At 70.0% G+C, this 14407-nt stretch carries 15 protein-coding genes; 12 read left to right on the plus strand and 3 right to left on the minus strand.

Translation table 11 applies throughout. The features are described from left to right. The 8 genes from EPO13_06680 (at position 1) to EPO13_06715 (ending at position 6987) form a co-directional block, all read left to right on the plus strand. The gene (locus EPO13_06680) at positions 1-786 is read left to right on the plus strand and encodes a prepilin peptidase (protein ID TAK69553.1); all 786 of its coding nucleotides are present in this window, start codon (positions 1-3) and stop codon (positions 784-786) included. A 201-nt stretch (positions 787-987) separates the two neighbouring features. Further along, the gene (pilM, locus tag EPO13_06685; protein TAK69554.1) at positions 988-2055 is read left to right on the plus strand and encodes a type IV pilus assembly protein PilM; all 1068 of its coding nucleotides are present in this window, start codon (positions 988-990) and stop codon (positions 2053-2055) included. Beyond that, complete coding sequence (locus tag EPO13_06690) at positions 2052-2756, plus strand: hypothetical protein (protein TAK69555.1); 705 nt, start codon at positions 2052-2054, stop codon at positions 2754-2756. Before pilM ends, EPO13_06690 begins: the two co-directional genes overlap by 4 nt. 3 nt (positions 2757-2759) lie before the next feature. After that, the gene (locus EPO13_06695; GenBank protein ID TAK69556.1) at positions 2760-3524 is read left to right on the plus strand and encodes a hypothetical protein; all 765 of its coding nucleotides are present in this window, start codon (positions 2760-2762) and stop codon (positions 3522-3524) included. A 9-nt stretch (positions 3525-3533) separates the two neighbouring features. Continuing rightward, on the plus strand, positions 3534-4124 hold the full coding sequence (locus EPO13_06700; protein ID TAK69557.1) for a hypothetical protein: 591 nt from the start codon (positions 3534-3536) through the stop codon (positions 4122-4124). A 57-nt stretch (positions 4125-4181) separates the two neighbouring features. After that, entirely contained in the window at positions 4182-5360 is a 1179-nt protein-coding gene (aroC, locus tag EPO13_06705; protein ID TAK69755.1) for a chorismate synthase, read from the plus strand. A gap of 17 nt (positions 5361-5377) precedes the next feature. Continuing rightward, positions 5378-5893: a shikimate kinase gene (locus EPO13_06710; protein ID TAK69558.1), complete on the plus strand. Its 516-nt coding sequence runs from the start codon at positions 5378-5380 to the stop codon at positions 5891-5893. Further along, positions 5890-6987 carry a 3-dehydroquinate synthase gene (locus EPO13_06715; GenBank protein ID TAK69559.1) on the plus strand — a complete coding sequence of 366 codons (1098 nt, stop codon included), beginning with the start codon at positions 5890-5892 and terminating at the stop codon, positions 6985-6987. The genes EPO13_06710 and EPO13_06715 overlap by 4 nt, the downstream gene beginning before the upstream one ends. Here EPO13_06715 and EPO13_06720 read toward each other — a convergent pair. Beyond that, positions 6971-8290, minus strand: a complete 1320-nt coding sequence (locus EPO13_06720) for a hypothetical protein (protein ID TAK69560.1) — start codon at positions 8288-8290, stop codon at positions 6971-6973. The genes EPO13_06715 and EPO13_06720 overlap by 17 nt on opposite strands. Before the next feature lie 54 nt (positions 8291-8344). Here EPO13_06720 and EPO13_06725 point away from each other — a divergent pair, with 54 nt between their 5' ends. The 4 genes from EPO13_06725 to EPO13_06740 all read left to right on the plus strand — a co-directional run bounded on the left by EPO13_06725 (position 8345) and on the right by EPO13_06740 (position 12408). Then, positions 8345-9427 carry an aminopeptidase P family protein gene (locus tag EPO13_06725; protein TAK69561.1) on the plus strand — a complete coding sequence of 361 codons (1083 nt, stop codon included), beginning with the start codon at positions 8345-8347 and terminating at the stop codon, positions 9425-9427. Between the two features lie 117 nt (positions 9428-9544). Then, positions 9545-10105, plus strand: a complete 561-nt coding sequence (gene efp, locus EPO13_06730) for an elongation factor P (protein ID TAK69562.1) — start codon at positions 9545-9547, stop codon at positions 10103-10105. A 5-nt stretch (positions 10106-10110) separates the two neighbouring features. Then, positions 10111-10518, plus strand: coding sequence for a transcription antitermination factor NusB (gene nusB / locus EPO13_06735; protein TAK69563.1), 408 nt, complete (start codon positions 10111-10113; stop codon positions 10516-10518). Positions 10519-10728: 210 nt separating this feature from the next. After that, positions 10729-12408, plus strand: a complete 1680-nt coding sequence (locus EPO13_06740; GenBank protein TAK69756.1) for a GMC family oxidoreductase — start codon at positions 10729-10731, stop codon at positions 12406-12408. 56 nt (positions 12409-12464) lie between these two features. On the opposite strand, the gene EPO13_06745 is transcribed toward EPO13_06740, so the two are convergent. Continuing rightward, complete coding sequence (locus EPO13_06745; protein ID TAK69564.1) at positions 12465-13673, minus strand: HAMP domain-containing histidine kinase; 1209 nt, start codon at positions 13671-13673, stop codon at positions 12465-12467. Next, complete coding sequence (locus tag EPO13_06750; protein TAK69565.1) at positions 13670-14326, minus strand: response regulator transcription factor; 657 nt, start codon at positions 14324-14326, stop codon at positions 13670-13672. Before EPO13_06750 ends, EPO13_06745 begins: the two co-directional genes overlap by 4 nt. Between the last annotated feature and the right edge of the window lie 81 nt (positions 14327-14407).

The raw sequence follows: 14407 nt of genomic DNA on the forward strand, positions 1-14407 counted from the left end.
GTGCACCCGGGCCTGATCGTCGCGTGCACGCTGCTGGGCCTGCTCGTCGGTTCCTTCCTCAACGTCGTGATCTGGCGGGTGCCGCGGGGCGAGAGCGTGGTCAGGCCGGGGTCGCACTGCCCCGGTTGCGGGCATCGCGTTCGGGGCCGGGACAACATTCCGGTCGTGTCGTGGCTGCTGCTACGTGGGCGGTGCCGGGACTGCGGGACGGTGATCGGCTGGCGGTATCCCTTGGTGGAGTTGGGGACCGGCGCGCTGTTCGGGTTGCTGGCCTGGCACTTCGGCGCCAGCTGGGCATTGCCGGCATTCCTCTATCTGGCGGCGGCCGGGACGGCGCTGGCGGTCATCGACCTCGACGTCCGGCGATTGCCGGACGCGATCGTGCTGCCGTCGTACCTGGTGGGTGGACTCCTGCTGCTGGTGCCCGCGATCGCTGACGGCGACTGGTCGGCCTACCTGCGTGCCTGGTTGGGCGCCGCCGCCCTCTACGGCTTCTACTTCGCGCTCGCGTTCATCTACCCGGCCGGGATGGGCTGGGGCGACGTGAAACTCGCCGGTGTGCTGGGTCTGTTCCTCGGCTGGCTGGGGTGGGCTGAGTTGGTCGTGGGGGCCTTCTTCGGTTTCGTGCTGGGCGGCGTGGTCGGAATCGTGCTGATGGTCACCGGCCGGGCGGGACGGAAATCTGCGTTGCCGTTCGGCCCGTTCATGCTGCTGGGCGCTCTGGTCGCGATCCTCATCGCGCCGGTTCTCACCGACTGGTACGTCGGGGGAGTGCTCGGCCGCTGACAGCGGGTCGAACCGCTGACCGAGCTGGCGCCGTACTGCGTCGTTGACGCGCGGTGAGGTCGAACCACTCTGACGGCTCAAGAAGCCCACGGTGCGTGCCGATCCAGCACACGGAACGGCGGATGACCACAGCCCGCCTGACTGCACCACGACTGACAAGAGCCGGCGCGACGCGCCCGACCCGACCGCAAGGAGTACCCCGTGCCCCGACACACCGCGATCGGTCTCGATATCGGGACGACGAGCGTGCGCGCCGCCGAGGTGTCGCTCAGCCGCGGCTCGGTCACCCTCGAGCGGTTCGGACAGGTGCCGTTGCCGGCCGGCGCCGTCCACGACGGCGAAGTGATGGATCCCGCGGCGGTCACTGCGGCGCTGCGCTCGTTGTGGAGCAAGGTGCGCTTCCGCAGCAAGCGAGTCGTGCTCGGCGTGGCCAACCAGCGCGTCGTGGTCCGTCAGGTCGAGTTGCCCTGGCTCGCCGAATCAGAACTGCGGGAATCCCTGCCGCTGCTGGTCGCCGATCTGGTTCCGATGCCGGTGGACCAGGCGGTCCTCGACTTCGTCACGCTCGCCGAAGGGACGGACCAGGCCGGGGCGCGGATCCGTACCGGGCTGCTCGTCGCGGTCGCGGCCGACATGGTCGCCACCAGCGTCGAGGCGGTGATCGCCGCCGGCCTGTCGCCCACCGGCGTCGACCTGACCTCCTTCGCCGTGCTGCGCGCGGTGTCCGGTGCCGACCACCTCGGGCTGCAGAGCCGGCCGGAGGTCATCGTCGACATCGGGGCCGACGTGACCAACATCGTCATCCACGAAGGCGGTGTGCCGCGGTTCGTGCGGATCCTGCTCATGGGCGGCGACGACGTCACCGAGGCGCTCGTGGAACGGATGGGCATGGGCTACTCCGACGGTGAGCAATGGAAGCGCTCGCTCGGCCTCGCCGAGCCGCCTCCGGACGATCTGGACGCCGTCGCGGTGTCGCGCACTATGTCTGCCGCAGCGCATTCGCTCATCGACGAGATTCGCGGCTCGCTGTCGTACTACCTGGCCACGACGGGCTCCGGGCCGCTGGACCGGGTGCTGGTCAGCGGTGGTGGCGCACTGCTTCCGGGCCTGCGCGAGGCACTCGCCCAGGTCGTGAATGCCCCGGTCGAGCAGGCCGGACTGTTCGCCCACCTCAAGCTCGGCCGGACCGGCCTGGACGCCGATCAGCTCGGCTTCGTCGAGCCGCTGGCCGTCGTGCCGGTCGGACTGGCCCTCGGGGCGGCGTCATGAGCGCCACCGAGACCTCGACCGCAGTCGGGGTGCGGACGGGCGTGCATCCCAGGGTCAACCTGCTGCCGCCGGGCTATCAGCGCCGCACCAATCTGCGGCGGGCCAAGCTGATCGCTGGTGGCACCGTGGCGCTGGCGGTCGTGGTCGTCGGGGCCGGCTACGTGATGGGCAACGGCGCGGTGGCTGACGCGCAGACGACCCTCGACGCCTCCCAGGCGACCAACAGTCAGCTGAAGAGCCAGGCCCGCACCTACGCCGCCGTCCCCGCGACGTACGCCGCCGTGGCGGATGCGCAGGCGCAGCTCACCTTGGCCATGGGCCAGGACGTGCGGTGGTCCAGCGTCCTGAACGACCTGACCTATGTCACGCCACCGACGTCGTCGATCACCAGCATGACCGCGACGCTGGCGAAGCCGCCGGTCGGTACGGCGGCTGCCCCGGCCGCTACGGGCAACCAGGCACCCACAGTGCCGTCGGTCGGCGCGGTGACGTTCCAGGTGGACGCCACGACGTTGAACACGATCGCCGACTGGCTGGACGGGCTCGGCAAGCTCCCGACGATGTCGGATGTCTTCTTCTCCCAGGCCGCCTTCACTACGGACGCCGCGTCCGGGTTGAGTGTCTGGAAGTACGGGTCGACGGCGAACCTGACCGAGGCGGCGCTGTCGCACCGGTACGACGGCACGAAGACGGGGAGCTGAACCATGCTGAACCGACCTCGCACCTGGCTTGCCGCGGGCGCCATCGTGGCTGTTCTCGTCCTGATCGCCGGCTACTTCGTGGTCGTCGCGCCGCAGAGTTCTTCTGCCGACGAGCTGACCGCGCAGGCTGCCGATGTCGACCAGGCCAACGCCGCATTGCAAACCCAGATCGCCCAGCTGAAGGCACAGCAGGCAGGATTGCCTGCGCAGCAGGCGAAGCTGGCAACCATGGGGCAGCAGATGCCGCCGACCGCCGACCTACCCAGCCTGGTTCGCACCTTCTCCGATCTCGCGGCCGGGACCGGGGTGGAGATTCTCTCCCTCGCACCCAGCCCGCCGATCCCGGTCACCAATCCGACGGCCGCTGCCACCGGTGCCCCGGCACCGTCGTCGAGCGATCCAGCCGCGACCGCCAGCCCGGCCGCGACGCCGAACGCGGCGAGCGCGCCGGCGCCAGCCACGTCGAGCGTGTCGGCCATCCCGATCACGCTGTGCGCCACTGGTTCCTTCGCCAACGCGAAGCTGTTCCTGAGCCGGCTCGAGACCATGCAGCGAGCCATGCTCATCACCAGCATGACGCTGGGCGTAAAGGGCTCCTGCGCTGGCGGCTCGGGAGGTTCCAACTCGGCCGGCTCGGGATCGGCCAGTACAGGATCGGCGAGTTCGGGTTCCGGCTCACTGAGCCTGCAGCTGGACAGCAACGTCTTCATGGCGCCGGGCTTGCAGTCCGTTGCCACGGCCAGCCCGGCTCCGGCCGCGGCCTCCTGAGGGGCACCGATGTCGCAACAGACTCTTCCGCCCGGCGCGCAGCAGGAAGCGAAGAACCGTCGCCCGCTGCTCGTCGTCGCCCTACTCGCGGTCGTCGTGCTGGCCGGGCTGGGGGTGTACCTGCTCACCAGTTCCGGCGGCGGTGAGGAGGACCTGGGCCCGGTACCGGCGCCTCGCACGACCGTGTCGGCGAAGCCGAGCGCGACGGCGGCGCCGACGCCCACCGCCACCTTGCAGCAGGTCACGAACAAGAACCCGTTCGGGCCGCTGCCGGGTGCGTCCCGCGCGACGACCGCGGCGCCGACGTCGGGGACGACGGCCGGCGCGACGACCGCTCCCACCGCGGGGACGACCACGTCGGGAGCCGCGGCCCCGACGGCCTCAGCGGCCACGGCCACGACACTGCAACTGGTGTCTGCCAACCAGGCGGAGCAGACCGCCGTCGCCAAGGTCAACGGCAAGCGCTACGACGTCAAGGCCGGTCAGACCTTCGCCAAGTCCTTCCAGATGTACGCCGTCTTCCCGGGCGGGTGCGCAGGGTTCCTGTACGGCGATCAGAACATCGCGCTGTGCACCGGGAGCAGCACCGTCGTCGGCTGATCGACCCGGCGGCCGCCTCGGCAGGTGACGCACCGCGACCGTGACAGGATGACGCCCATGGTGCGCTGGCTGACCGCGGGGGAGTCCCACGGCCCGGCCCTCGTCGGGATCGTCGAGGGGCTGCCGGCGGGTATTGCCGTCACGACCGCCGAGCTGGCCGAACACCTCGCCCGCCGCCGGCTCGGCGCCGGCCGTGGCGCGCGCATGGCGTTCGAGCGCGACGAGGTCGAGTTTCTCGGGGGCGTCCGGCACGGTCTGACAATGGGCGGCCCGGTGGCGGTGCGCGTCGCCAACAGCGAGTGGCCGAAGTGGGAGCAGGTCATGGCTCCGGACCCGGTCGATCCGCAGGTGCTGGCCGGCCTCGCCCGCAACGCGGCGCTGACCCGTCCTCGCCCCGGACACGCTGACTTGGCGGGCATGCAGAAGTACGGCTTCGACGAGGCCCGGCCGGTGCTGGAGCGCGCGAGTGCTCGTGAGACAGCGGCTCGGGTCGCGCTGGGAGTGGTGGCCCGGGCCTTCCTCCGGCAAGCGGCCGACGTCGAGGTCGTCAGCCACGTCGTCGAGCTCGGCACCGTCCGCTCGGCCTCCGAACGGATTCCGCTGGCAACCGACGTCGCCACGCTCGACGCCGACCCGGTTCGCTGTCTGGATCCGGTGGCCAGTGCGGCGATGCAGGCCGAAGTCGACGCCGCGCACGACGAGGGCGACACGCTCGGCGGAGTTGTCGAGGTCGTGGTCCACGGCCTGCCGCCCGGCCTGGGTTCGCACGTGCACTGGGACCGTCGCCTGGACTCCCGGCTGGCCGGCGCGCTGATGGGTATCCAAGCCATCAAGGGCGTCGAACTCGGCGACGGGTTCGAGTTGGCCCGGACCCGTGGCTCGAAGGCCCAGGACGAGATCGTGCCGGGTGACGGCGGACTGCGGCGGACGTCCGGTCGCAGCGGTGGGGTCGAAGGAGGCATGAGCACCGGCGAACTGCTGCGGGTCCGTGCCGCGATGAAGCCGATATCCACTATTCCGCGCGCCCTGCGCACCGTCGATGTCGCGACCGGCGAGCCGACCCAGGCCCACCACCAGCGGTCGGACGTGTGTGCCGTTCCCGCTGCGGGCGTGGTCGCCGAGGCCATGGTGGCGTTGGTGCTGGCCGACGCAGTGACGGAGAAGTTCGGTGGCGACTCGGTGGCGGAGACCCGTCGTAACGTCGCGTCGTACCTCGACCACCTCACGGTCCGCTGACCGCCGCCGGATCCGTCATGAGACCTCTGGTCGTCCTCGTCGGGGCTCCCGGCGCCGGCAAGACGACCGTCGGGCGTGCCCTGGCCGACCGCTGGGGGGTGAGCTTCCGGGACACCGACGCCGACGTGGAGGCGTTGGCGCACCGAACGATCGCGGAAATCTTCGTACAGCAGGGCGAACCGGCGTTCCGGGAATTGGAGCACCAGGCTGTCGCCGCGGCATTGACCGACCACGATGGTGTGTTGGCGCTTGGCGGCGGCGCCGTACTGCACCCGGACACTCGCCGGCAACTGGCCGGCCAGCAGGTGCTGTGGTTGCGGGTGTCGTTGGCCGATGCTGCGTCGCGGGTGGGGATGAACACCGCACGACCCCTGCTGCTGGGAAACGTTCGCGCGCAACTGGGTTCGATGCTGGCTGAGCGTTCGGCGTGGTACGCCGAGGTCGCCACTGCCGTCGTCGACACCGACGGCCGGACGCCCGACGAGGTCGTCGACGCGGCCGTTGCCGCCCTGGACCCTGCGGTACGGCGATGACCGCGACGACCCGGATCACGGTTCGCGGTGCCGCGCCGTACGACGTGCTCGTGGGCGCCGGCCTGCTCGGCGAGCTCCCAAAGCTCTTGGGCGACAAAGTACATCGCGTGGCCGTCGTGCACCCCCGGGCGCTGCGGGCGACCGGTGAGGCGGTCCGCGAGGACCTGGTCGCGTCGGGCTACGCGGCGATCGCGATCGAGACCCCCGACGCCGAGGAGGCCAAGACCGCCGAGGTCGCAGCGTTCTGCTGGGGGGTGCTCGGCCAGGCGGGTTTCACTCGCAGTGACGCGATCGTCGGTGTCGGCGGGGGAGCCACCACCGACCTCGCCGGCTTCGTCGCGGCCACCTGGCTTCGGGGCGTAAGAGTTGTCCAGTTGCCGACCACCCTGCTCGGCATGGTCGACGCCGCCGTCGGCGGCAAGACCGGCATCAACACCGCCGAGGGCAAGAATCTCGTCGGTTCGTTCCACGAACCGGCCGGCGTCATCTGTGACCTGGCCACGCTGGAGTCGCTGCCTCACAACGATTTCGTGTCCGGCCTCGCCGAGGTCGTCAAATGCGGCTTCATCGCCGATCCGCGGATCCTCGACCTGGTCGATGCCGACCCCGGTGGTGCGACCCGGCTGGACGGTCCGCACACCCGGGAACTCATCGAGCGGTCGATTGCGGTGAAGGCCGCTGTCGTGGCGAGCGACTTCCGGGAGACCGGAGCCGGCGCCGCGGGCCGGGAGGTCCTGAACTACGGCCACACGTTCGGTCATGCGATCGAACGCGTCGAGCGGTACCGCTGGCGTCACGGCGCCGCCGTCGCGGTGGGCATGGTGTACGTGGCCGAACTCGCCCGGCTGGCCGGCCGGCTGTCGGATCGCGACGTCGACCGACACCGGGATGTCCTTGCGGCCGTGGGTCTTCCGGTCAGCTATCAGCCGGGCCGCTGGCCGGCCCTGCTTGAGGCGATGAAGGTGGACAAGAAGACGCGCGGTGACCTGCTGCGGTTCATCGTGCTCGACCGCATCGGCGCGCCGGCACTGCTGGAAGGCCCCGATCCGAGCCTGCTGGTTGCCGCCTACGACGAGGTCAGCGCAGCGAACTGAGGCCGCCGGGTGCCACCGGTCGGTACGTTCCGGCGACGCCGGGCGGAATCGTGTCGGCGGCCTGAGCCGGCCCGTGGGGCGGCTGGCTGCGCAGCACCCAGGCGAGGACGACGATGCAGATCATCACTGGCGCTTGGGAGATGAACAGTCCGGCAGGAATCGTGAGCGCTGCCAGATAGCACGTGAGTGCCGCCCAGATCCATCGCTTGTCGCGCCTGCTGATCAGGGCGCAGGTCCCTACCAACGCCATCAGCTGGAGCGGAGTTCGATAGTAGGCAAAGAAGATCGGATCAGTCACCAGCCGTGCGCCGACGACGACGAGGGGAAACACCCAGCATAGGTCGGGAGATCGACGGAGCCAGATCGCTGCTAGCGCTCCTACGATGACACACAGCAGACCCTGCCACAGCCGGTACGACCAGGGGACCGTCACATCCTCGAAGAGGAGTCCCGGCAGCGAACCGGGCGACGCGGCCCATGCCAGGTCGAAGGAACGCACTGGCCCGGACAGCGCGAAGGGAACCCAGCACAGGGCCGCCACGCCGACGCCTGCAGCGCAGGCGCGCAGCCCGGTGCGTGGCCGGTCGCTGGCCAGCACCAGGCCAGCACCGAAGATGCCCCACGTGTCCAGGCCAAGGGCGATACCGAGATAGCAGCCTGCGCGGCCACCCATGCCACGCTGCAGGGCGCGCGCCGCCAAGAACCACAGGATCGGGAGCAAGACATGGGTCGGATGTCCGTTGTTGCCTCGCAAGAAGGTCCACGTCACCGCCAGGCCGACGGCGCCGATAACCAGGGCACCGCGTTGGAGCGCCCCCGCGCCGCGGGTCACAACGCGCACGAGAATGATCAGGCCCGCGCAGGACAGCGTGCAGCACACGATGACGCTCAAGGCGTTGTGCCACGGCTCATCGACCTGGATGAGAATGTCGATGAGGCCCACTCCGATGAGCGTCAGCGGTCCGGCTTGCACCACTGGGTCACTGAGCAGCGCCCCCGCATCGCCGATCCAGAAGCCGCGCCCTGGACCGGCGAAGATGTTCCAGTCCGTTGCTCCCATAGCAAGGTCCGAGTTGAGCAGCGCAGCAGTGACGGTGGTGAGCAGCACGACGAGCCACGGCCAGCGGTCCGCGGCCTTCGCAACGGCGCGGAACAACGAAGCGCCACCGAACCAGGCGCCGGTTCGGCCGTGCCAGGTACGCGAGAGTTGACTGGGCAGGCTGGTCGGTGGCACGCCGTTGGCGTCGACATGCCATGGCACTCCCTTGAGCGCATCGCCGCGCGAGCGCGTTTGCCGGTGCACCGTCGGCACGCCAGGTGTGCCCGCGGCGCCTAGCTGCCTCCGTACGCTGCGGCCATGACCACGGCTTTCCCGACCCGGCTGCGGCGCCTGCGGGACTGGCTCGCCACCGACGCGCAAGGAGCCGACGCGTTCCTGGTCACCTCGCCGGTCAACGTCCGGTACCTCACCGGGTTCACCGGCAGCAACGCTTCCCTGCTGGTCACCGCGGCGGACGTCACCCTGGCGACCGACTCCCGCTATGTCGTGCAGGCCTCGCAGCAGTGCCCGGCGGTACCGCTGCTGGTGACGCGGGACGGCCCGGTGGCCCTGGTCGCCGCGGCCACCGACCAGGGCGTCGAGCGGCTCGCGTTCGAGGCGGGGCATGTCACCGTCGCCGGGTACGCCGCCCTGCCGCGTACCGGGCCGGTCCTCGTGCCCACCACCGACGTCGTCGAAGAACTGCGGATCGTCAAGGACTACGAGGAGATCGCCGCACTGCGGCACGCGTGCCGGATCACCGACGAGGCGCTCGGCCGTCTGCTGCCGCAGCTTCGTGCCGGCCTCACCGAACGGGCCATCGCGCGGCGGCTGGAGTGGTTGCTCAACGAGTGCGGGGCCGACGGGCCGTCGTTCGACACCATCGTGGCCGCTGGTCCGAACTCGGCCGTCCCGCACCACCGGCCGACCGACCGGGCCGTCCAGCCGGGCGACCTGCTCAAGATCGATTTCGGCGCGTTGCTCGACGGCTATCACGCCGACGAGACCCGGACCTTCGTCGTCGGGGCCCCGGCCCGGCCGTGGCAGCAGGAGCTCCACGACCTGGTGGCCGCGGCGCAGGAGGCCGGGCGAGCGGCGCTGGCCGCCGGAGCGGACGTCGCGACCGTTGACGCCGCTGCTCGGCAGGTCATCGCCGCGGCCGGACACGCCGACCATTTCGGGCATGGCCTCGGCCATGGCGTGGGCCTGCAGATCCACGAGGCGCCGCTGCTCGCCCGGGGCGTCCCCGGTAGTCTGTGCGACCGCACGCTGGTCACCATCGAGCCCGGGGTGTACCTGCCGGGTCGCGGCGGTGTCCGGATCGAAGACACCCTGCTGGTGACGGGTCCGGGTTCGGAGTCGCTCACCGCGTCGCCGCGAGACCTGCTCGTGCTGGGTTGACCGCGCGGTATGCCGGCTCGGCCTGGCACACCGTATGACGAACTGTCCGATCGAGATCGACCACACAACGTCGACCGAGCAACGCGGGTCGACCGAGCAACGCGGGAGAGCGCAGCAGTGGCCACGACCAACGACCTGAAGAACGGGATCGTCCTGAGTATCGACGGCCAGCTGTGGACCGTGGTGGAGTTCCAGCACGTGAAGCCGGGCAAGGGTCCCGCGTTCGTGCGGACGAAACTGAAGGCGGTGCTGTCGGGCAAGGTCGTCGACAAGACGTTCAACGCCGGGGTCAAGGTCGAGACGGCCAACGTCGACAAGCGGGCGATGCAGTACCTCTACCGGGACGGCGACGACTGGGTCTTCATGGACACCCAGACCTTCGACCAGCTGTCGGTGTCCAACGCCACGGTCGGCGATGCCGCCCGCTTCCTGCTGGAGAACCAGGACACCGTGGTCGCGACGCACGACGGAGACCCGTTGTACGTCGAACTGCCGGCGTCGGTGGAACTCACGATCACGTACACCGAGCCCGGCCTGCAGGGCGACCGTTCCACCGGGGGCACGAAGCCGGCGACGCTGGAGACCGGTGCGGAGATCCAGGTCCCGCTGTTCGTCGACACCGGGACCAAGGTCAAGGTGGACACCCGGGACGGTTCGTACCTCGGCCGCACCGGCTGACGCGGGTGTCCGCGCGCGGCAAGGCTCGCAAGCGGGCTCTGGACGTGCTGTTCGAGGCCGACCTGCGGGGCAGTGATCCGCTGGTGGTCCTCGCCGACCGCTCGACCGGCCCGACGCCGCTGAACCCCTACGTCGCCGAGCTGGTCCAGGGAGTCACGTCCCACCGCGACCGCATCGACGAACTGCTATCGACGTACGCGGTCGGCTGGACGCTGGACCGGATGCCCGCCGTCGACCGCAATGCGCTGCGGATCGGCGTCTACGAACTGCTGTGGTGCGACGACGTCCCTGACGCGGTGGCCATCTCCGAGGCGGTCACGCTGGTTCGCGAGCTGTCGACCGACGAATCCCCGGCCTTCGTCAACGGCCTGCTGGCGCGGCTGCTCGGCCTCAAGCCGCGCCTCACCGGCTGAGGCTCCGCTGAGAGTTCTTATGAGTCGCGGCCGCCGTTCACGGTCAGCGGTGCCCCCAGCCGGTTAAGCCCGCGCTAAGGCGCCCGGCGCAGCCGGTGGAGAACGCGCGAGCCGAAGGCGCCCGGTCTAGGCTGCGCGGCGCCCACCACCGCGGAGCCCCGACGCGTCGCTCCGCCCGCGCAGCCGGCGGCCTCCGGAGGACCTTTGCCGATCACCGTCCTGGAGCCGTCCGGGCTCGAGTCAGGCACCGTCCTCGACCGCGACTTGGTCGTCGTCGGCAGCGGACCGGCGGGATTGACCGTCGCCCGGCGTTTCGCCGGGACGGGCGTGCGGGTGCTGGTGCTGGAGAGCGGCGGGCGCCGGCCCGACCGTGACGCGGACGCCCTCAACGAGGTCGACAACGTCGGGGCACGCCGTATCGAGGACCAGTCGGTGATGCGATCGCGCATCCTCGGTGGCGCCTCGTTCCTCTGGACCGGCCGCTGTACCGCGTTCGACGACATCGACTTCGCCGCGCGCCCCTGGGTGCCGGCGTCAGGCTGGCCGCTCCGGCCGGCGGACCTCACCGGCTCGCTGGAGGCCGCCCGCGGGGTCCTGGGCCTGGGTCCCAACGACTATGACGACCGGCTGTGGCGGCGGCTCGGCATGCCTGCGCCGACACCGCAGCTGGATCCCGACCTGCTCCTGCCCAGATTCTGGCAGGCCAGCCAGAGCCCGCACGATCCGTCGTCGCCGGTCCGCTTCGGCCGCAATGACATCGATCCTCCGGGCGCGGGGATCGAGTTGCTGCTGCACGCCACCGTGACGCAGGTCGAGGTCGACGAGGCCGGTACGGCGGTGACCGCGGTCCAGGTCACGCTGCCTGACCTACGGACGTTGCTGGTCCGGGCGGGCACGATCGTGCTGGCCTGCGGCGGCATCGAGAACGCCCGGCTGCTGCTGGCGTCTCGCGACCGCTTCCCCGCCGGGCTGGGCAACGGTCACGATCTGGTGGGCCGGTACCTGATGGACCATCCCGGCTCCGTCATCGGATCGTTCGACCCGCGGCACAGCGACGACGTACGGAGCCGCTTCGGCCGGTACCGCCTCGGTCAGGCGCAGTACCTGCACGGCCTGGTGCTCAGTCCGCAGGTTCAAGAACGCGAAGAACTGCTCAATGCGGCGGTATTCCTGGAGGAGTATCCCGCCGTCGACGACCCGTGGCACGCCGGGCAGCGCCTCGCCGGACGAGTCCGCCACCGCGGTCGTCCGGTCACCGCCGACACCGACCTGCCGGCCTTTGACCAGGCCGCCTTCTGGCGGGCCATCAACGACGACGAACCGCCGGAACCCACAGCGGCACAGGACGTCGCGAGCCTGCTTCGCCATCCACGAACGATCGCCGGCGGCCTGCTGCGAATGACGCGCGAGCACCGTCCGCCGCTGTTCCGCGCGCGCCGGGTCGACCTGTACTCCCTGATCGAGCAACGTCCCGACCCGGACAGCCGGATCACGTTGTCGGAGAAGCGGGATGCGTTCGGTATGCCGCTGTCCCGTATCGACTGGCGACTGCACGACCAGGAGCGCCATACCCTGAGCCGGCTCGCGGAACTGGTGTCCGACCAGTTCGGCCGCGCCGGGCTCTCCCGGCCCCGCATCGCGTCCTGGCTGGGCCGAGACGACTGGCGGGACAACCTCACCGATCGCGCTCATCCGACCGGCAGCACCCGGATGTCGTCCGATCCGAAGTCCGGCGTTGTCGATCCCGACGGTCAGGTCCACGGTATCCACGGTCTCTACGTGACCGGCAGTTCCGTCTTTCCGACTGCCGGCCACGGCAATCCGACGTTGATGATCGTCGCGATGGCGCTGCGCCTCGGCGATCACCTGCGAGCTACCCGACTGCGCTGAGGCCCGGCAGACCCAAACGGCCCGGCTAGACCGAGGGCCCAGCAAGACCAGCCCGGTCAGTGGTTTCCCGTCGTCGCGAACTCGACGGTGATATCGAGGCCGCCTTCGGAACGCGGATTCGCGGTGATGGTGCCACGGTGGGCCGCCGCTACGGCCGCAACGATGGCCAGTCCCAGACCGAAGCCGTCTCGGGTGTCGTGCGTCCGGTCTGCCCGGTTACGGCGAAAGGGCTCGAACAGCCCGCTGACGTCCTCCGGCGCCAGACGAGGGCCGCTGTTGCTGACTCGGATCACAGCCGTCGTGTCGCGGGTTACCGTAGCGACGCTCACCCAACCGTCGTCGGTGTTGTGAACGATCGCGTTGTCGACGAGGTTGCGGACCAATTGCCCGATCAGGACGGGGTCGCCGCTGGTGACGGCGGGGGAGAGTTCCGTCGTCACCGTCACGCTGGTGTCGCGGGTGGCCGCGACCGTGACCAGGGCCTCGCCGGCGACGGTGGCGAGGTCGACCGGCTCAGCGTGTTCGACGGCATTCGTGCTGTCGGCCAGCAGGAGCAGTCGTTCGATGAGCTCACTGTTGGCGCGGTTGAGATCGAGAAGCAGCTGCGCGAACGCGACGGTTTCCGTCGGAGCCTCGGGCCTGGTGAGTTCGAGCTCGATCAGAGCTCGTTCGACGGCGATGGGTGTCCGCAGCTCATGGGAAGCGTTGGCGACGAAGAGACGCTGCGAGTCGAAGGCCTGCTGCAGCGCCGCGAGCATGGCGTCGAACGCTGTGGTGAGCCGGTCCAGATCGTCCCGTCTGCCGGTGGTGCCGATGCGCTGGGCCAGATCACGCTCTGGTCCGCTGGCGGCCGCGATGTGCTCGGCGACCACCGTGACCCGGTGCAGTGGCAGCAGTCCGCGACCGGCCACCAGCCAGCCGGTGGCGCCCGCGACCACGCCGATGACGAGGACGACCACGCTGCCCTGCCAGAGCAGGGACTGCAGGGCAGCGTCCTTAATGTCCTCACGGTCCTTCCTGACCTGGGCGACCAGATCGTTGACGTCGATCGTGGTTCCGTCGGGAAGGGTGACCGTGTTGTGGCCGGAGGCGGCCGCCTGCTGGCGCAGCGTCAGGAGGCGTTCATCAGCCGCCTCGACGCCGATCTCCCGTTCGAGACGGTCCTGCACGACCACGTAGAGCACGGCCAGGATCGCCGCGCCGGCGACGAGGAACAGGGCCCCGTACAGGAGGGTCAAGCGCGCTCGAAGGCCCAGGCGCCTCATGGAATGCGGTATCCGGCGCCAGTCACGGTTTCTATTGCCGGTGGGTCACCGAGTTTGCGGCGCAGCTTCATCATGGTCACCCGAACGGTGTTCGTGAAGGGATCGATGTTCTCGTCCCACACCTGCTCCAGCAACGACTCCGCGGAACGAATCGCGCCGTCGGCGCGCAGCAGCTGGACGAGCATGGCGTACTCCTTGTTGGCCAGCGATACCGGCGTTCCGTTGCGTGTGACGGTGCGGGTGGCCTGATCGACACGGATGCCGGAGCGTTCGAGTGTCGGTGGCAGCGATGTGGCGGGGCGCCGGGTCAAGGCGTGGACGCGCGCGGCGAGCTCGGCGAGGGCGAAAGGCTTGGTGAGGTAGTCGTCGGCGCCGATCGCGAGGCCTTCCACACGCGCCCGGACAGCCGAAGCGGCCGTGAGCATCAGCACCTTCGCCGTACTGGGCCCTGCCACGATCTGCCGGCACACCTCATCGCCGTGCACGACCGGCAGGTCCCGGTCGAGGACGACGACCTCGTAGTCGTTGACCGCTACCTTCTGCAGTGCCTGTGCGCCGTCCAAAGCGACGTCCACGGCGAACGCCTCGCGTGTCAGCGCCTCGGCAACGGCACGAGCCAGTCGTGGCTCGTCCTCGACCACCAGTAGCCGCACGATCGCCTCCCCTCGTGGCCAGAAACAGTCTGCCGGCCTGCGGATAACGCCCAGATAACCACCGTCTGCGTGGTTACGGCG

The sequence above is a fragment of the Actinomycetota bacterium genome (assembly GCA_004297305.1).
Lineage (GTDB): Bacteria > Actinomycetota > Actinomycetes > S36-B12 > FW305-bin1 > FW305-bin1.

Coding starts and splice junctions, on each gene's coding strand:
- EPO13_06700 (TAK69557.1), top strand. CDS start 3,534: ATGTCGCAACAGACTCTTCCGCCCGGCGCGCAGCAGGAAGCGAAGAAC.
- EPO13_06695 (TAK69556.1), top strand. CDS start 2,760: ATGCTGAACCGACCTCGCACCTGGCTTGCCGCGGGCGCCATCGTGGCT.
- EPO13_06690 (TAK69555.1), top strand. CDS start 2,052: ATGAGCGCCACCGAGACCTCGACCGCAGTCGGGGTGCGGACGGGCGTG.
- EPO13_06725 (TAK69561.1), top strand. CDS start 8,345: ATGACCACGGCTTTCCCGACCCGGCTGCGGCGCCTGCGGGACTGGCTC.
- EPO13_06745 (TAK69564.1), bottom strand. CDS start 13,673: ATGAGGCGCCTGGGCCTTCGAGCGCGCTTGACCCTCCTGTACGGGGCC.
- EPO13_06710 (TAK69558.1), top strand. CDS start 5,378: ATGAGACCTCTGGTCGTCCTCGTCGGGGCTCCCGGCGCCGGCAAGACG.
- EPO13_06715 (TAK69559.1), top strand. CDS start 5,890: ATGACCGCGACGACCCGGATCACGGTTCGCGGTGCCGCGCCGTACGAC.
- aroC (TAK69755.1), top strand. CDS start 4,182: ATGGTGCGCTGGCTGACCGCGGGGGAGTCCCACGGCCCGGCCCTCGTC.